This window comes from Nonomuraea sp. NPDC050540, assembly GCF_044457485.1.
Taxonomy (GTDB): Bacteria; Actinomycetota; Actinomycetes; order Streptosporangiales; family Streptosporangiaceae; genus Nonomuraea.
Genome location: NZ_JBITHA010000010.1, coordinates 174,653 through 191,881, shown reverse-complemented (window position 1 = coordinate 191,881; position 17,229 = coordinate 174,653). Strand labels below are relative to the sequence as shown.

The window sequence follows — 17,229 nt, the reverse complement described above, 5'->3', positions numbered from 1 at the left end:
CGGTTCAACGGGACGCCGGGTTCAGCTGTAGGTGTCGGCGAGGAAGGTCTTCCAGGTTCGCTCGGTCTCCTTGGCGTCGTCGGCGCCGAACAGGTGGACGGCCATGTCCACGCCGCCGCCCATGCCCTCGCCCAGGCCGTGGAAGCGGTAGAAGGCGTCGGCGGTCCGTACGCCGAACATGAAGCCCTTGTCCCCCGAGATGACCACGTAGTCCACGACGCCTTCGGCTCCGTCGGGCGCCAGCCGTACCCGGTCGCCTTCCTCGGGGGCGGCGGGAAGGTCGAGTGCGGCGCTGAACCTGGGCCAGAGGTCCTTCTGGCCCTTGGGGCCCTCGGCCAGCGCGTAGACGGCGGTGCGGCCGGGGAAGTGGAGGAGGTACTGGGCGAGGGTGTGGAAGTACTGGTCCCAGCCGGTGTTGAGGCTGGAGAAGAACTCCTCGCCCCAGCCTTCGCCGGCGTGGCCGGAGTGGGTGAAGCGCAGGACCGTGGTGTCGCCGTCGCGGCCTTCGATCAGGTATTCGTAGGCCTGGAAGGTGCCGTCCTCGCCCTCGGCGCTCTTCACGGCCAGGCGGTGGGGCGGGTCCCAGCCGGTGATCGTGGATTCTTCGGTGACGCCGGGCACGTCGAGGCGCATGACGCCGCCCACTCCCGGTTCGATGGCGAAGGGGAACAGCCACGAGCTCAGCCCGGGTCCGGTGGCTATGGCGTCCCAGACCTGCTCGGGGGTCGCCCGCAGTTCGGTGTCCTTCTGGATGGAGAAGTCCTTACCCATGCCCTTGCTCCTTGACGACGGGGTGGACGGCGATCAGCAGCCGGTGATCGCGTCCTTCTTCGGTGTGATATTTGCTGATGAGGACGGCGACCGAGGTGGCCAGTTCCTCGGCGAACGCCGCACGCTCGGCGGCGGAGGCGAAGCGGACCTCGCCGTCGATCGCGAACGTGGCGAGCCGCTTCTTGGCCTTGGCCGCGCCGGTGATCAGCTCGCCGAGTTCGCGGACGAGCCGGGCGCCGAGCGCGAGGAGCCAGCGGGCCGACAACTGGTCGGGCGCGCGGGCGGGATCGGGTTGTACGGCGCCGAGCGCGCTGGGCGAGATCACGTACGACGCGGCGGAGGCCCGCATGACGCGTTCGGTGAAGTTGCCCTTCTTGCGCTCCTCGACGAGTTCGACGAGGCCGTGCTTCTCGAGTGTCTTGAGGTGGTAGTTGACTTTCTGCCGGGCGAGGCCGACCTTCGCGGCCAGCGTGGTGGCCGATCCGGGTTCGGCGAGAGCGGCCAGCAGCCGGGTGCGCATCGGATCGAGTGACGCCTCGGCCGCGGCCGGATCTTCGATCACCGCGATGTCGTGCATGCCTCCAGGCTGCCCTTGAAAAATAAAACTGTCAAGCCGACCTGCCGAGGAACGCCAACAACCGATCGGAAGAACGCGCAGGTGAGGCGGGCCGTACCGGAGCATGGAAGCGGTGCGGCCGGTCATCGTCGTCCACGAACCCCAGCGCGAGATCGAGCAGTGCGGCGGCCAGCGGCTCCGGCACGGGACGGACGTCACCGCAGGCGGCGGCGACGTCCCAGCCGTGGACGGCCACCTCGATCGCGCCGACCCCCGCCACCACCTCGCGCGCCAGCCACGCGTCCCCGACGGCGACCTGCGAGCAGCGGGACACCTCCGGCCAGGCGGCGAGCAGGCGGCACGCCCTGCGGCGCAGCATCCCGGCCGGATCGCCCTCGCAGCCGGTGGGCCGGAGCGCGACGTGGCCGAGGTCGCCCGCCTCCGCGAGCGCGAGCAGGGAGTCGTTCATGTGGTCGAGCAGCGCGCGCAGATCCCATCGCGCGCAGGGCGTCCGGTTGCCCAGCAGCTCGGGTCTGACCAGGACCAGGCTGCCGAGGGTGTAGCTGACGGCTCGTTCGAGCAGGACGGCGCTCACACAGGGATAGACCCGGCCCCGCCGGGGAAATCATCGCCTCCGGCCGGCCACCCGAACACGGCGAACGGCTCCGCGCGCCCGATCGCGGCCAGCGCGGCGGCCGGGTAGTCCACGGTGTCGGCGGGCAGCCCGGCCAGCGGATGCCAGCCGATGGCGGAGCATTTGTGCGGCTCGGCGTTGTACGGCTCGCCGGCCCACTCCAGGGCGGCGAAGAACAGCCCGACCCGGTCGGGCGAGCGGTGCATCACGTGGACGAACCGCAGCGCGGCGGCCGCGATCACCACGCCGACCTCCTCGCGCGCCTCCCTGATCGCGCCCTCCACGACCGTCTCGCCCGGCTCCAGGTGCCCGCTGGGCAGGTGCCATTGGCCGTCGCGGTAGCCGGTGCCGGCGCGCCGGATCAGCAGCACCTCCTCCGGCGCACGCAGGAGCAGGACGTGCACGTCCACGATGGCGCGGAATCGATCCACGAGGCTAGGGGAGGACCCGGTCCACGAAGGCGGTGACCTCCCGCAGGACCTCGTCCCTGTTGGTCTCGTTGAACACCTCGTGCCGGGCGCCCGGGTAGACGCGCTCGCTGAAGTGGGCGCCCTTGATCGCCTCGACGCCGCCCCGGCTGCCGCTGAGCGGGACGAGCTGGTCGTCCTCGCCGTGGATCCACAACGTGGGCAGGTCGCCGAGCGAGCCGCCACCGGCGATCTGGCCGAGGGTGCGGGCGAAGGCCTGCAACGTGGGGCGTTTGAACGGGCCGTGCCAGACGAGCGGATCCTCGGCGTACGCGGCGCCGACCGCCGGGTCACGCGAGAGCGTGGCGGGGTCGATCGGGATGTCGGGCAGGTCGTCCATGGCGAGCAGGACGCCGATAACGTCCCAGGAGCCGATCACCGGGCCGGACAGCACGAGCCCGGCCAGGTCGGCGCCGTAGCGCTGGGCGTAGCGGGCGGCGATCATGCCGCCCATCGAGTGGCCGACGACCACGACGGGCAGCCACGGGTGGTCGGCCCTGGCGCGTTCTTCCAGCTGGTGTACGTCGGTGACGACCTCTTCGAAGTCGTGGATCAGGACGCGTTCGCCCGACGAACGGCCGTGTCCCATGTGGTCGACGGCATAGCAGGCGGCGCCGTGCCGTACCAGGTGGGCGGCCACGTGTTCGTAGCGGCCGGAGTGCTCGCCGTACCCGTGGACGAGGAGGGCGACGTAGCGCGGCGAGGGGTGGGGCCAGTGGCGGGCGGCGAGGGGCCCGCGCGTGCCGGTGAAGGTGATCTCCTGCGCCTCTGACATGCGACCTCCACCGTAGTTGCGGTGATCGTATTCCTTCCCGGGGACTCAGACCAGGGACTCCTCCACGAACAGCCGCTCCAGATCCAGCAGGTACGCCTCGATGGCCAGCGGCGACAGCAATCCGGTGTCGGCGTAGAGCGAGACCTCCATGCGGTCAGGCTCCCCGGCGACCCGCAGGTGGAAGTCGCAGATGTTGCGGTCCATGGCATCGGTCCAGGCCAGGTCGGTCTTGTCCATGGCCAGCCGGATCTGCCGCGCGTCCAGCTCGGGAGCCTGGTCGCGCCGGCCCGGCCGCCGGTCGTCGAACCGGCCGAACGTCCTGACCCGTCCGGCGAGCGCCTCTTCCATCGTGTAAGGGTTGAACTCCGCCCGGCGATCCGCCCGCGAGACCGCCTGCCGGCCCCGCGCCAGCAGTTCGCCGAAGTCGGGGGTGCCGAGGTCCAGGACGACCAGCCCTTCCTGGGCGATCGTGGACACCACGTCCCGCCGTCCGCGGTCGGAGCGGTTGTCGACGTTGACCCGCATGCCGCAGGTGCGCTGCCCGGTCAGCCGACCCGCCAGGCTCACGGCTCCGGTCAGCAGCGCCGTCGAGGAGGCGACCCGTCGTCGCGCCGCCACCGTCCGCACCGCCGCGGCCAGCGCGGGCGAGGACATGGTCGCCTCCATGTACCGGGGCCGCTTGGGCGTGGCGGTCAGCTCGAACGGGTCGATGCGCGCGTACTGCTCCAGCCACCACGCGACCACCTCGTCGGAGTGCCCGCGCCCGTCGCCCGAGACCTGCCACGCGGCCAGGTCCCGCGGCCGGTCGGCCTGGTGCGGCGGCGGTTCCCCGCGCCCGAGCAGCACGCGGAAGTCGCGCACCACCAGGTCGGCGGCGGGCCCGTCCACGGAGAGGGGGCAGAGCACCAGCACGACCTGGCGCACGTACCCGTCGGCGACCAGGAACGCCGCCCGCAGCGGCCACTCGTTCCAGTAGTCGAACGGCGCCGCCGACAGCCGCTCGGACACCCGGTGCGGCCGCTCCCCCTCCACCACCTCGACCTGCGGCGCCGCGGACTCCGCGAGCGCCTGCCGCGGGGTCGCGCGCGGGCCGGTGAGCCGGGTGCGCAGCGCCTCGTGGCGGATGATCAGCCGGTCGAGGGCGTGGCGCGCCTGCTCCGGCGTGACCGGGTGCTGGAGGGCGAAGAGGCGGGCGAGGTTCAGGTACTGCTCCTGCGGCTCGGCCGCGACGACCGCGCGCCAGACGTCCTGCTGTCCCCAGGTGAGCGGCGCCTCCATCATGAACCGCTACCTAAGCATCGTCTTCCACGTCGATCTCGACGTAGTCGAAGTCGTCGCCGACCGCGCGGCGGAGTTGGCGGTGGACCTTGTTCTGGTCGTCCTGCGGGCTCGGGACGTAGAACGGGCGCCCGTCCCGGCCGAACGTGATCGCCGAGGGCCCCTCCAGGTCGCCCAGATGCCCCTTGACCTGCTCGAAATCCTCGAACGACGAGAAGCCCAGGCCGCTCGCGTACTCCTCGGAGCCGTAGACGATCTGCCTGGCCAGCTCGATCGGGGCTTCCTGGTAGCCGGAGTAGTCGCTGAAGAAGAAGTCGCGGAACTGGCGCATGCCGCGCTCGTCCATGATCTCGGGGCCGTGGGTGACCTTGACCCCCAGGCAGTACACATCGGCCAGATACCCACAGATCGACACCCGGTTGTAGCCGTGGCGGCGCGCGACCAGCACGCTGACCAGGCCGCCGGTGCCGGGCTCGCCCGCCGCCGTGTCCGTCCAGCCGCGGTCGGGGGCGACCGACAGGCCGGTGCTCCAGCCCGTGCTCACCCAGCTGCCGACCAGCTCGGGCGTGGCACCGCCGGCGGTCTCGGCGGCGATCTCCCGCACCAGGGGGGCGACGATGGACGGCTTGACGCCGAGCGCCCTGGCGATCTCCTTGGGCGACTGCCCGGTCGCCCGCAGCTCCCGGACCCGCTCCTTCAGCTCTCCACTCACGACACGCCACACTAGCCCCATAAGGGCGCTCTTCTGTCACGGCCCAGCCGCCCCCACCCCACCCGCCATACTCCGGCCGGCCCCCATCCAGGAAACGGTCGTCCAGCTCACACCACCCCGCCGCGACGACCGCCCCCTTGACCAGCCACCACGGCACCACACCCCAGGGGCCGCCGTGGCGTCTGGTTCACCGGGAGGGGGTTAGGGGTGGGTGAAGTGGAGGGTGAGGGTGGATGGCCGGGCTTGGAGTTCGTAGTGGGGAAGGACGCCTGGACCGCAGGATGCGGAGCCGATGCCGTGGTGGGCCAGGTCCAGGTTGAGGTGGATGCGGTCTCCCGGCACCAGGTCGGGCCGGTGGCGGGCTGCCTCCAGATCTGCTGTGGTCCAGCGGCGGGCCGTCAGGCCGTAGTGACCCCCGATTCGCAGGCCCGCGCCTGTCTCGTCCGTCAATGTGGCCCAGCGGACCTCGGCGCGGTGGCCGTTTTCCTGGGGATACACGTACGGGGTCTGGAGCTCGTCCACGGTCGCCGACCAACGGCCCACTCTGGCGGCCAGGCCGGTGTCCGGGTAGGCCTCGCCGGGGCCGCGGCCGTACCACGTGACCTGGTCGTAGGCGGTGGGGAGTGACATCGCGACGCCCAGGCGTGGGATCGGGTGCCTCCACTCGCCCTCCGGCACCACGTGGACCTCCAGCAGCACGCCGTCGTCCACGCCTGTCCACGTGTACGTGGTGCGCAGGCCCAGGTCGGAGGCGGCCGGGGCGACTCGGGTGACGACCGTCAGGCGGTCCCCGTCCCGGTCGGCCGCGTCCACGCGGTGCGTCAGGCGGTGCAAACCCATGGTGCGCCAGTGCCAGTCGAGGCCGCCGAAGCGCTCGTTGTCGATCGGCGCCCGCCACAGCTCCAGCCTCGGCCCCTCGACCTCGATGCCGAACAAGCGGACCAGCCGCCCGGTGCCCGGCGAGAATTCGGCCCCCGCCAGGCTTCCGCCCGACCTCGGGGAGGAGGGGGCCGGGGTGGTCAGGCGTACCTGACCCCAGGCGATCTCGTGGCCCGCCGGCGCCCACGGCTCGTCGGCGGCCAGCACGGCGCGGACCGTCAGCCAGGTCTCGTCCGAGGTGGCCGGAGACCCGGGCAGCTTGATCACGCCGCCCTCCGCCGGGACTTCCAGGATCGTGGTCACGTCCTCGACGGTCGCCTCGAAGCGCAGGTGGGCGAGGTCGCGGAAGCCGTACCGGTTCTCAATGGAGACCTCGCCCGCGGACGGGAAGGTGATGCGGACGGGTGCGAAGACCACCTTCAGGTCCAGCAGGCCGGGTGAGGGGGTACGGTCGGGGAAGACGAGGCCGTCGATGACGAAGTTGGAGTCGTGGACCGGCTCGCCGTAGTCGCCGCCGTAGGCGTGGCCGAGCTTCTCGTGGCGCAGGCCGTGGTCGATCCACTCCCAGACGAAGCCGCCGGCCAGCCGGGGGTAGGTGTCGTAGAGGTCCTGGTAGTCGAGCAGGCCGCCGGGGCCGTTGCCCATCGCGTGGGCGTACTCGCAGTGCACGAACGGCATGCGCCGCCGCCGGGCGTCGAGGGCGGGGTCTTCGAGGGCGGCTTCCGTGCCCTTGCCTATGGCCTCCACCTCGGCGACCGAGGCGTACATGAGGCTGTAGACGTCGGTGTCCGCGCACGTCGCGTCGCCCTCGTAGTGGAGCGGGCGGGACGGGTCGCGCTCGCGGGCCCACTCGGCCATGAGGCCGAGGTTGCGGCCGGTGCCGGACTCGTTGCCGAGCGACCACATGATGATGGACGGGTGGTTCTTGTCGCGTTCGACCATGCGCCGCATGCGCTCGACGTAGGCGTCGGCCCAGGCGGGGTCGTCGCTGGGGTTGCGCCGCCAGCCGACCTGGCCGAAGCCGTGCGTCTCCAGGTCGCACTCGTCGATCACCCACAGCCCGTACTCGTCGCAGAGGTCGAGGAAGGCGGGGTGGGGCGGGTAGTGGCTGGTCCTGACCGCGTTGACGTTGTGGCGCTTCATGAGGAGCACGTCCTCGCGCATGGTCTCGTACGGCACCGCCCGCCCGTGGTCGGGATGGAACTCGTGCCGGTTGACCCCGCGCAGCTTCAGCGGCACGCCGTTGGCCAGGAGCACGCCGTCCTCGATGGACACGCTCCTGAACCCGATCCGCAGCCGCACGGTCTCGGTGGGGCCGACGTGGACCGCGTCGTACAGGAAGGGGTTCTCGGCGCTCCACGGCGTGACGTCGAGCCGCGCCTCCACGCCGGGTTCGAGGCCGGTCAGGCCGAGCGCCGGGACGCTGAGCAGCCCGTCGCCCTCGAACGAGAGCCGCCCGTCGTGCGTGGCGTGCACGAACAGGTCGGCGGTGGAGCGGGTGAGCGTCACGTCGCGGAAGATGCCGGGCAGCCACCACATGTCCTGGTCTTCCAGGTAGCTGGCGGCCGACCACTGGTGGACGCGGACGGCCAGCACGTTGCGGCCGGGCACCAGCCAGGGCCCCGCGGTGAACTCGGCGGCCAGGCGGCTGCCGGTGGTGAATCCGAGTTCGTGCCCGTTCAGCCAGACCCTGGCGTGGGAGTCGACGCCGTCGAAGCGGAGCACCGCGTCGTCCCAGCCTTCCGGCGCCTCGAAGACGCGCCGGTAGTCGCCGGTCGGGTTGTCGTCCGGGACGTTCGGCGGGTCGATCGGGAAGGGGTAGGAGACGTTGGTGTACGCGGGCGAGCCGTACCCGTGCAGCGGCCAGTGCGAGGGCACGGGCAGCCGATCCCACGCGGAGTCGTCGTAGCCGGGATGGACGAAGTCCAGGCTCGCGTGGGCGTCCGGGCTTAGCCGGAAGCTCCACGGGCCGTTGAGGTCGATGGCTGGGGCGTCGCCGGCCAGGGCCGCGCGGGGAGCGCGCAGCCCTGCGCTAGGTGCATGATCGAACACTCGGACATTCTTCCCAAAAAGCTCTAGACCCGCACTACCTCCCCCTTGATGTCCTGCGGGTTGCGGATGAGGTTGAGGATCGGGCAGACGCGTTCGACCTCGGCGTGGAGCTTGGCCAGGTCCTCGTCGGAGGCGGGCGAGTCGATCTTCACGACGTAGCGGAAGTCCTGCGGGTAGACCGGGATGCCGGTGTTGCCCGGCGCCTGGGCGCGGGGGTCGTAGGTGGCGCTCACGTCCACGGACAGGGAGTCAAGCGGCACCTCCAGCTCGGCCGCCTTGATCAGGAAGATGTGCGTGACGCAGCTGCCCAGCACCCCGGCCTGCAGTTCGGGTGAGCCGGGTCCGAGGTCGTATCCGGCGAAGTCGGCGGCACTGTCGCTGAGGATCTGGTGCTCGCGGATGCGGATGCGGCGTACGCCGCTGCGCCCCTCGGCGGTGACGCTCGCGCGCAGCGGCACCGGCCCGTCCGACGGCTTCTCGCGGCGGGCCAGCAGTGCGGCGCGCTTCTGCTTCAGGTAGTCGCGCAACGTGCTCATGCCAGCGTCACCGGGCCCTCGGGCGTGCCCAGCACGGCGCGCAGCGCCACGGACTCGCCCGCGACGACCTCGGCCGTGGCGCCCACAGCCTTCAGGTCGGCCGCCAGGGCGTCCGGCTCGGGGTGCGCGATCGTGAACGAGACCAGCTCAAGCTGCGGCAGCCCCGACGCCGACGGATGCGCCGTGGCGCCCCAGTCGATGAGGAACGGCACCGGCCGCACACCCGCCGGGTCCTCGCGCCTGGTCAGCCGCCATTCCAGCAGCGTGCCGTCGGGCTTGCGGCGCGACAACGGCTGCACGTCACCGGGGTCGTAGCCAGCCTGGCGGGCCTGCCGTACCGTGGCGTCGATGTCGACCGGACGAACCGCCCAGGCCGCGAGCGCCGGCGCGGTCAGCGACTCCAGCCCGAACGCGCGCGGGCGCGCGCCCGCGACCGACGGGTCAGGCCCGATGATCTCCAGGTACGCCCCCTCGCCCAGGCCGACGAGGAAGTTGGCGGTGCCGCCGGGATGGGCGCCACCCTCCACGGGCGTCACGCCGGTCCGCTCGGCGAACGCGGCCACCCCCTCCAGAAGGTCGGGCACGGCGTAGACAAGATGGTCGAGAGTGCTCATTCGGGTTCTCCAAGGGACAGCATGAGCCGGTTGGCCCAGTTGAAAAATGCGGCGGAATGGATGACGTCGCTGATGGCCAGATCGTCGAGCCCGGCCGCGCGCAGCGCCGCGAGGTGCCCCGCGTCCAGCGTGCCGGGCGTTTCGGCGAGCGCGGCGGAGGCGTCGATGACCGCCCGCCAGCGCGCGTCCTGGTGCGCCTCGACGCCCCCGTCGAGCAGCCGCTGCACGTCGGCGGTGCGCTTGGCGTAGTGGCTGGCGAAGCGGGCGTGCACCGACGCGCAGAAGACGCAGCCGTTGCGGCGCGAGGTCGCGGTCGCGGCCAGCTCGCGCTCGGCGCGCGGCAGCCCGCCGTCGGCGTTGTAGAAGATGTCGTTGTCGGTCTTGGTGCGCGCGTGCAGCACGTGCGGATCGCGCGCCAGCAGCAGGAAGTACGGCGAAGCCGCCCGCGCCTTGTCGACCAGCGCCTCCCAGTGCTCATCGGTGAGCTCCTCCTCGGCCAGCGGCGCGAGCCACGGCCGCCAGCCGATCCGGTCCTGGGTGAAATTCACGCGGCGGCTCCCAGCAGGCGCAGGCCCGCGATCACGCGGACCTGGTAGGTGAGGAAGGCGACGAGCTGCGAGAGCGTGACGATGCCGGTCGTGCTCCAGCCGGCGTCGAGGAGGTTCTGCAGATGCTCCGCCTGGGCCTCGCGCGGCCGGAAGACCAGCAGGTGGGCGTGGTCGAAGGCGGCGGCCAGCCGGCCGTCGAGCTTGGAGCGGTGCACGGGTCCGACGGTGCTCTCGGCGGCCAGTTCCGGCTCGCCGTAGGCGCCGTACGGGCCGGTGGTCCGGCCGGTGTCGATCTCCTGTTTGACCCGGGAGAGCAGGTCGGGGGCGAGCTCGCCCAGCCGTTCGGCGTAGAAGCCGGCGACGGCGTCGTCGCGGTGCAGCCCGGCGACGAACGCGGCCACGGCGTCGCGCTCGATGAGTGTGACGTGCTCCTCGGTCTCGGGGCAGAACAGCGCCTCGTAGCTGCGCTGGGCGTGCTCGCGGGCGTCGGGGCGGCGTTCGCGCAGCTGGTCCAGGCGCGAACCCGGCTGGATGCCGGCCAGCCGGTCGATCACGTCGGCGGTCATACGGTGCTCCCTTCCAGGGCGGGGGCGACTTCGGTCGCGAGCAGTTCGATGGAGCGCAGGACCTGCTCGTGGGGCGGGTCGATGGAGTGCACCTGGAAGACCAGGTCGGTGACCCGCTTGAGTGTCGGGTCGGCCTTGAGGCTGGCCACGACGTCCTCCGGGGTGCCGACGTGGGCGTCCCAGGCGGCGATGAGCTCGTCCACGCCGCCGCCGTCGGGCTGCGGCAGGCCCGGCCTGGCCAGCCCTTGGGCGGCCCAGTGCAGCGCCTCCTCGCGGGTGTCGGCGACGAACGCGGTGCGCGAGGCCATGATCCGCGGCGCCACCCCCGGGGGCAGGGCGGCGTAGTAGGCGTCCACGATCGGCTTCTGGATCTCCGCCAGCGACAGCTCGGGCCGCCCTTCCGGCCGCGGCTGCGTACGCGAGAGCATCAGCCCGTGCTCCGCCCGCCCGGCCCGTTCCCCTCCGCCGACCGAGAACGTCGCCTCCCAGATCGCGTCCAGCAGTCTCGGCCCCGGCGGGTAGAGCCGCTTCCCGCCGCCCAGATCGCCCCCGGACCAGGCGTTGACCAGGACGTCCAGGTGCTCGGCGTAGATCTCACCGCGCCGCGCCGGGTCCTTGCCGAACGCCTCGAACGCCGAGGGCGTGCCGCCGCCGGCGACGCCGACCTCCAGCCGCCCGCCCGACAGCAGGTCGAGCACGGCGGCGTCCTCGGCCACCCGCACCGGGTGCTCCAGCGGCAGCGTGATGATCCCGGTGCCGATCCTGATCCGTTCGGTCCGCGCCGCCACGTGCGAGAGGAACACCAGCGGCGCGGGCAGCCCGCCCTCCTCGCCGTCGAAGTGGTGCTGCGCGACCCAGGCGGTCTCGAAGCCGAGCCGCTCGGCGTGCACGATCTGCTCCAGCGCGAGCCGGTAGCGCTCGGCGGGCGGGACGTCGTCCAGGAGCCGGGTGAAGAAGCCGAGCCGGGTCATCGCACCGGCTCCGGCACGGCGGCGAGCAGCTCGCGGGTGTAGTCGTCCTGCGGGCTGTCGAAGATCTGTTGCGTCGTCCCTGATTCCACGATGCGTCCCTTGTTCATGACGGAAACGGTGTGAGAGATCTGGCGCACCACCGCGAGGTCGTGCGAGATGAACAGGTAGGTGAGGCCGAGGTCGCGCTGGAGCTGCTCCAGCAGGTCCAGGATCTGCGCCTGGACGGTCACGTCCAGCGCGGAGACCGCCTCGTCCAGCACCACCACCCGGGGTTCCACGGCCAGCGCGCGGGCGATGGCCACCCGTTGCCGCTGTCCTCCGGACAGCTCCCGTGGTCTGCGCTCCAGCAGCGCCTCGGGCAGCGCGACCCGATCGAGCAGCTCCTTGACCCGGGTACGGCGGGCCGCCCGGTCCCCGAGCCGGAAGTTGCGCAGCGGCTCCTCCACGATCCTGGCCACGCTGTGCCGGGGATCGAGCGAGCCGTAGGGGTTCTGGTAGACGAGCTGCACCCCGCGCCGGAACTCGGTGACGCCGGGGATCTCCACGCTCCCCGAATCGGCCTTCTCGAAGCGGGTGACGATGCGGGCGGTGGTGGTCTTGCCGGAGCCCGACTCCCCCACCAGCGCGTGCGTGCCGCCCCTGGCCACCTCGAAGGAGACCCCGTCCACCGCGCGGAAACCGCCGAACTCCTTCACCAGGTCCCGCACCACGATCGCGGGCCCGGCCTGCGGCGGCGGCTCCTTGAAGGGACGGGCGCTCAGCGCGGGCGCGTCGGCCAGTAGCCGCCTGGTGTAGGCGGCGGCCGGGGCGGCCAGCACCTCGCGGGTGCCGCCGCCCTCCTCCACCCGGCCGTCGCGCATCACGACCAGCCGGTCGGAGCGGGCCGCCGCGATGCCCAGGTCGTGGGTGACCAGCAGGACGGCGGTGCCGTACTCCTGCCTGAGGTCGTCGATGAGGTCGAGGATGCGGCGCTGCACGGTCACGTCCAGGGCGCTGGTCGGCTCATCGGCGATGATCAGGCTGGGCCGCAGCGCGATGGCGGCGGCGATGAGCACACGCTGGCGCATGCCGCCGGACAGCTCGTGCGGGTACTGCCCGGCCCTTCTCGCCGGGTCGTCGAGGCCGACGCGTTCCAGGAGCTCCAGGACCCGGCGCCGCCGCGAGGTTTTGTCCCCATGCCTGTGGATGAGCAGGGTCTCGGCGATCTGGACGCCGACCTTCTTGACCGGGTTGAGGGAGTTCGACGGATCCTGCGGGACCAGTCCGATCTGGGCGCCGCGGATCGCCCGCAGGCGGCGCTGCGACCAGCGGGCGATGTCGGTGCCGTTGAGCAGGATCTCGCCGCTGTCGCCGGGGTGCAGGCCGATGATCGCGTTCGCCGTGGTGGTCTTGCCCGAGCCGGACTCGCCCACCACCGCGACGAACTCGCCTTCCCCGACGCTCAGCGAGACGCCCGTGACCGCCTCGTGCCCCCCATAGGAGACGCGCAGGTCCCTGACGTCGAGCAGGCTCATCGGATCTCCTTCGAGATACGGCCGGCGGCCAGCACCACCGCGACCACGACGGCGCCGGGCAGCGTGGTCAGCCACCACGAGGTGGCCAGGTAGTTGCGGCCTTCGGAGATCAGCAGGCCCCATTCGGGCGTGGGCGGCTCGGCCCCGTACCCGAGGAAGCCGAGGGTCGAGATGGCCAGGATGGCCACGCCGAACTGCAGGGCGGCCAGCGCGACGACCGGTCCGAGCGAGTTGGGCAGCACGTGCCGCCACAGGACCGCGGCGAAGGTGCCGCCGCTGCCGAAGGCCGCCTCCACGTAGTCGCTGCGCCGTACCCGCACCACCTCGGCACGGGCGAGACGGGCGAAGGCGGCGACCGAGCCGACACCCACCGCGATCGCCACGTTCACCGTGCCGGGGCCGAGCAGGATGATCACGGTCAGCGCGAGAAGCAGGCCGGGCACCGAGAGCAGCACGTCCATGAGGCGCATGATGACCTCGTCGGCGGGCCCGCCCGCCGACCCCGCGAGCAGCCCGAGCAGCGTGCCGAGCACGAGCCCCACCCCGACCGCGACGAACGCGCCCGACAGCGAGTGCACGGAGCCGTGCACCACGCGGGCGAACACGTCGCGGCCCACGGCGTCGGTGCCGAACCAATGGGCGGCGCTGGGCCCCTGCAGCTTCTCCGCGGGTACGCCGTTCAGCGGGTCGTAGCCGGTGAACAACCAGGGCACGACCGCCCAGAGCACCACCAGGGCCACCACGAGCCAGGACAGCCACCTCATCGCGCCAGCCTCGGGTCGAGCACCGGGAACACCAGGTCCACGAGCAAGTTGACCAGCACGAACACCGTCGCGGCCAGCACCACCACGGCCAGCAGCACCGGCGTGTCCTGGGCGTTGACCGCCTGCTCGGTGAGGCGGCCGACGCCGTTGCGGCCGAAGACGGTCTCGGTCACGACCGAACCGGCGATCAGCTCGCCGAACGTCAGGCCGGCCACCGTCAGCGTGGGCGGCAGCGCGTTGCGTGCCACGTGCCGCCACAGGATCCACGAGCGCGAGGCGCCCTTGGCCGCGACGACCGGGACGAACGGCTGCGTGAAGACCTGGTCGAGGCTGCGGGCCAGGACCTGCGCGATGGGCGCGGAGATCGGCACCGCCAGCGTCAGCACCGGCAGGATGAGCTGCTGGATCTCGCTGCCGCCGATGACCGGCACCAGCCCGAGCCGGAAGGAGAACACCTGGATCAGCAGGATGCCCAGCCAGAAGGCCGGCACCGAGATGAACAGCGACGGCACCGCCAGCAGCACGCCGCGCAGCCGCGAGCTGTGGGCGGCGGCGAACGCGATGAGCACGGCCAGCAGCACCGCCAGCACGAACGCGGCCGTGGCCAGCTTGGCCGTCTCCGGCAGCCCTTCGGCCAGCCGTTCGAGCACCGGGGTGCCGGTGTCGACCGAGTAGCCGAAGTCGCCGTGCAGGAAGCCGAGGACGGTGTGCAGGTAACCACCGGCGTCGTAGTAGGCGCGGATCTCGGCGATCTGCTCGGGAGACAGGCCCAGCTCCGGGTTCTGGAACTTGATCAGGATGGAGTCGCCGGGCATGGCCTGGAGCAGGATGTACGCGGCGGTGAAGGCGGCCCAGAGCACCAGAAGCGCCTGACCCACCCTCTTAGCCAGATATTTCGTCATCTATTGAGCCAGACCGAGTAGAAGCTGGGCCGGGCCACCGCCTCGAAGGCCACCCCCTGGACGTACGGCGCCACGCCGTACACCTGGGGCTCCTCGAACAGCGGGATGGCGTAGCCCTGCTCGATCACGTACCGCTGGATCTCGCCGACCTTGGCGTTACGGCGCGCCACGTCGGCCAGCGCGGACTGCTCCTCCAGCAGCGTGTCGAGCGTCTTGTCCGCGGACAGGATCACGTCGCGGTTCTTGCTGTGGAACTGGCTCTTGATCACGTCCTGGTCGGCGCGGCCGACCATGCTGTGGGAGACGGCGGTCTTCTCGGCATCCTTGATGTCCACGGCCATCGTGCCGGCGTCGGCGGGACGGATCTCCAGCTTGATCCCGAGCTTGGACCACTGCTGCGCGACCAGCTCCAGCGTCTGCTTCGACAGCGGCTGCGGCCCCGCCACGAAGACGCCGAGCTGGAGCTTGACGCCGCCCTTCTCCCGCGTGCCGTCGGCGCCGCGCGTCCAGCCGGCCTCGTCGAGCAGCTTGCCGGCCCCGTCGAGGTCGTAGGCCAGCTCCTTCGACAGGTCCACGTGGCCCTGGGCCAGGTGGCTGAGCACCGAGGTGGCCTGCGGATAGTTCTCGGTGAAGAGCGTGTCGACGATCTCCTTGGCGTTCGTGCCCTTCTGCAGCGCCTTGCGGACCTTGACGTCCTTTAGGATGCTGTTGCCCGGACGCAGGTAGAGACCGTTGTTGACGCCGCGGGTCGGCTCGGCCTTGACGGTGAAGCCGGCCCCCTTGACCGTCTGCTCGTCGTAGGCCTGCACGTAGCGCACGTAGTCGGCCTGCCCCGAGGTCAGCGCGCCGACGCGCACGTTGTCCTCCGGAGTCACGATGATCTTGACGAGGTCGAGGTACGCGCGGCCCTGATGCTCGGAGGACGGCGGCGCCCAGTTGTAGTCCTTGCGGGCCTGGAGGTCGATCTCCTTGTCCACGATCTGCTTGGCCAGAGTGAACGGCCCCGACCCGATCACGTTCTTGAGCTGGCACTGCTCCTCGTACGGCAGGCCGATCGTCTTCTTCGACACCAGCCCCGCGCCGATCACCGAGGTGCCCTGGAGGAAGCCGGGCGAGGACTTGTCGAAGAAGAACTTCACCGTCTTCCGGTCGACGACCTCGGAGCGCTCGTAGTTGTTGACGAATTCGGCCGGGGGCAGCTTCAACTTCTCGTCGCCCTTGCCGTACACGTCGAAGTTGGCCGCGACCGCGGCGGCGTCGAGCGGGCTGCCGTCGCTGAAGGTCACGCCGTCGCGCAGGTGGAAGGTGTACTCGGTGGCGTCGTCGTTCACCTCCCACTTGGTGGCGATCCACGGCTCGATCTTCAGGGTCGCGGGGTTCTGCCAGGTCAGCTTGTCGGTGATCTGGTTGAGCACGCCGCCGTTCGGATAGAACCCGGCCGCCGGCAGATAGAGGCACGTGGGCGGCTGGTGTTCCAGGTAGGTGAGCGTGCCGCCGTAGACGGGCTTGCCGTCGGCGGCTTTGGCTCCCGCGGCCGATCCGGTGCCGCCTCCACAGGAGCTCAGCAGCCCTACGACGGCGAGCATGGCGACGCTGAAGACCGCAGGTCTGGTTGAGGGCATGGAACGACGACCCTTCACTTCTGGGGACTTACGCGACAAAACCCTAATACCTACCAGAAAAGTAGGCAAATGTAGGGTGGTCGGTGTGCTGTCCGCGGCCTTCGTGCTCGACCCCCAGGTCTTCCCCGACGTCTACGCGCCCGTCCTGAACCGCATCCGCGCCCAGGCCGACATCGTGTACGGCCCCGCCGCCCACCCCGGCCCCACCCAGGCCGACGTGCTCTGCACCAGCTGGGGCGCCCCGATGCTCGACCGGGCCCTGCTGGAGTCGATGCCCCGCCTCAAGCTCGTCCTGTACGCCGCCGGATCGGTCCGCAAGATCGTCACCCCGGAGTTCTGGGACCGCGGCATCCCCCTCGTCTCCGCCTACACCGCCAACGCCGTGCCCGTCGCCGACTTCACCTACGCGCAGATCGTCTACGCGCTGAAGGGCGGGTGGCGCTACGTCCTGAACGCCCGCGCCGCCACGGCCCCGCTCCCCCGCACACCCCAGCCCGGCCTGTACGGCTCACGCGTCGGCCTCGTCTCGCTGGGCGCGATCGGCCGGCTGGTCGCGGACCGGCTGCGGGCGCTGCGCCTGGAAGTGGTGGCCTACGACCCGTCCGCCTCCTACGAGGGTGTGCGGATGGCCGGGCTGGAAGAGGTGTTCGCCACGAGCGACGTGGTCAGCGTGCACACGCCGCTGCTGGCGCAGACGCGCGGGCTGGTCGGCCGGTCGCTGCTGGCCTCCATGAAGCCGGGCGCGACGCTGATCAACACCGCCAGGGGCGCCGTCCTCGACGAGAGCGCGTTGCTGGAGGTGCTGGCCGGACGGCCCGACCTGTTCGCCGTCCTGGACGTCACCGACCCCGAGCCGCCCGTGCCGGGATCACCGCTGTTCACGCTGCCGAACGTCGTGGTGACCCCGCACATCGCGGGCAGCCTCGGGGCCGAGCGCGGGCTGCTGGGCGAACTGGTGGCGGCCGAACTGGAACGCTTCGCCACCGGCCGCCCCCTCCTGCACGCCCTGACCCGCGAAACCGCGGCCCGCCTCGCCTGACCCCCTCACCCTCGGACCGGGAACGCGGC

General features: G+C 71.5%; 18 protein-coding genes. 1 reads left to right on the top strand and 17 read right to left on the bottom strand.

The features are described 5' to 3' along the window. Nucleotides 1-21: 21 nt before the first annotated feature. The 17 genes from ACIBI5_RS31850 to ACIBI5_RS31770 form a co-directional block, all read right to left on the bottom strand. Nucleotides 22-771 carry an SRPBCC domain-containing protein gene (locus ACIBI5_RS31850; RefSeq protein ID WP_397252435.1) on the bottom strand — a complete coding sequence of 250 codons (750 nt, stop codon included), beginning with the start codon at nucleotides 769-771 and terminating at the stop codon, nucleotides 22-24. Then, complete coding sequence (locus ACIBI5_RS31845) at nucleotides 764-1,348, bottom strand: ArsR/SmtB family transcription factor (RefSeq protein WP_397252434.1); 585 nt, start codon at nucleotides 1,346-1,348, stop codon at nucleotides 764-766. The genes ACIBI5_RS31850 and ACIBI5_RS31845 overlap by 8 nt, the downstream gene beginning before the upstream one ends. A 31-nt stretch (nucleotides 1,349-1,379) precedes the next feature. Continuing rightward, entirely contained in the window at nucleotides 1,380-1,922 is a 543-nt protein-coding gene (locus ACIBI5_RS31840; protein WP_397252433.1) for a maleylpyruvate isomerase family mycothiol-dependent enzyme, read from the bottom strand. After that, a complete protein-coding gene (locus ACIBI5_RS31835; protein ID WP_397252432.1) occupies nucleotides 1,919-2,392 on the bottom strand; it encodes an NUDIX domain-containing protein in 474 nt (157 codons plus the stop codon). The genes ACIBI5_RS31840 and ACIBI5_RS31835 overlap by 4 nt, the downstream gene beginning before the upstream one ends. Before the next feature lie 4 nt (nucleotides 2,393-2,396). Further along, nucleotides 2,397-3,203: a lysophospholipase gene (locus ACIBI5_RS31830; protein ID WP_397252431.1), complete on the bottom strand. Its 807-nt coding sequence runs from the start codon at nucleotides 3,201-3,203 to the stop codon at nucleotides 2,397-2,399. A gap of 45 nt (nucleotides 3,204-3,248) precedes the next feature. Next, complete coding sequence (locus tag ACIBI5_RS31825; protein ID WP_397252430.1) at nucleotides 3,249-4,484, bottom strand: condensation domain-containing protein; 1,236 nt, start codon at nucleotides 4,482-4,484, stop codon at nucleotides 3,249-3,251. Between the two features lie 10 nt (nucleotides 4,485-4,494). After that, nucleotides 4,495-5,193, bottom strand: coding sequence for a helix-turn-helix domain-containing protein (locus tag ACIBI5_RS31820; RefSeq protein ID WP_397252429.1), 699 nt, complete (start codon nucleotides 5,191-5,193; stop codon nucleotides 4,495-4,497). Between the two features lie 201 nt (nucleotides 5,194-5,394). Next, nucleotides 5,395-8,124 carry a glycoside hydrolase family 2 TIM barrel-domain containing protein gene (locus tag ACIBI5_RS31815; protein WP_397252428.1) on the bottom strand — a complete coding sequence of 910 codons (2,730 nt, stop codon included), beginning with the start codon at nucleotides 8,122-8,124 and terminating at the stop codon, nucleotides 5,395-5,397. A 23-nt stretch (nucleotides 8,125-8,147) separates the two neighbouring features. Then, complete coding sequence (locus tag ACIBI5_RS31810) at nucleotides 8,148-8,660, bottom strand: OsmC family protein (RefSeq protein ID WP_397252427.1); 513 nt, start codon at nucleotides 8,658-8,660, stop codon at nucleotides 8,148-8,150. Then, nucleotides 8,657-9,274, bottom strand: coding sequence for a VOC family protein (locus ACIBI5_RS31805; protein WP_397252426.1), 618 nt, complete (start codon nucleotides 9,272-9,274; stop codon nucleotides 8,657-8,659). Before ACIBI5_RS31805 ends, ACIBI5_RS31810 begins: the two co-directional genes overlap by 4 nt. Continuing rightward, nucleotides 9,271-9,822 (bottom strand): alkylhydroperoxidase domain protein, encoded by a 552-nt coding sequence (locus tag ACIBI5_RS31800; protein WP_397252425.1) that lies wholly within the window; start codon nucleotides 9,820-9,822, stop codon nucleotides 9,271-9,273. The genes ACIBI5_RS31805 and ACIBI5_RS31800 overlap by 4 nt, the downstream gene beginning before the upstream one ends. After that, complete coding sequence (locus ACIBI5_RS31795) at nucleotides 9,819-10,388, bottom strand: CMD domain protein (RefSeq protein ID WP_397252424.1); 570 nt, start codon at nucleotides 10,386-10,388, stop codon at nucleotides 9,819-9,821. Before ACIBI5_RS31795 ends, ACIBI5_RS31800 begins: the two co-directional genes overlap by 4 nt. Then, nucleotides 10,385-11,359, bottom strand: coding sequence for a putative FMN-dependent luciferase-like monooxygenase (locus ACIBI5_RS31790; RefSeq protein ID WP_397252423.1), 975 nt, complete (start codon nucleotides 11,357-11,359; stop codon nucleotides 10,385-10,387). Before ACIBI5_RS31790 ends, ACIBI5_RS31795 begins: the two co-directional genes overlap by 4 nt. Beyond that, nucleotides 11,356-12,873, bottom strand: a complete 1,518-nt coding sequence (locus ACIBI5_RS31785) for a dipeptide ABC transporter ATP-binding protein (protein ID WP_397252422.1) — start codon at nucleotides 12,871-12,873, stop codon at nucleotides 11,356-11,358. The genes ACIBI5_RS31790 and ACIBI5_RS31785 overlap by 4 nt, the downstream gene beginning before the upstream one ends. Beyond that, entirely contained in the window at nucleotides 12,870-13,637 is a 768-nt protein-coding gene (locus ACIBI5_RS31780) for an ABC transporter permease (RefSeq protein WP_397252420.1), read from the bottom strand. Before ACIBI5_RS31780 ends, ACIBI5_RS31785 begins: the two co-directional genes overlap by 4 nt. Beyond that, nucleotides 13,634-14,539 (bottom strand): ABC transporter permease, encoded by a 906-nt coding sequence (locus ACIBI5_RS31775; RefSeq protein ID WP_397252419.1) that lies wholly within the window; start codon nucleotides 14,537-14,539, stop codon nucleotides 13,634-13,636. Before ACIBI5_RS31775 ends, ACIBI5_RS31780 begins: the two co-directional genes overlap by 4 nt. After that, complete coding sequence (locus tag ACIBI5_RS31770) at nucleotides 14,536-16,161, bottom strand: TIGR04028 family ABC transporter substrate-binding protein (RefSeq protein ID WP_397252418.1); 1,626 nt, start codon at nucleotides 16,159-16,161, stop codon at nucleotides 14,536-14,538. Before ACIBI5_RS31770 ends, ACIBI5_RS31775 begins: the two co-directional genes overlap by 4 nt. 85 nt (nucleotides 16,162-16,246) lie before the next feature. On the opposite strand from ACIBI5_RS31770, the gene ACIBI5_RS31765 reads away from it, so the two are divergent. Then, complete coding sequence (locus tag ACIBI5_RS31765; protein ID WP_397252417.1) at nucleotides 16,247-17,200, top strand: hydroxyacid dehydrogenase; 954 nt, start codon at nucleotides 16,247-16,249, stop codon at nucleotides 17,198-17,200. Nucleotides 17,201-17,229: the final 29 nt, after the last annotated feature.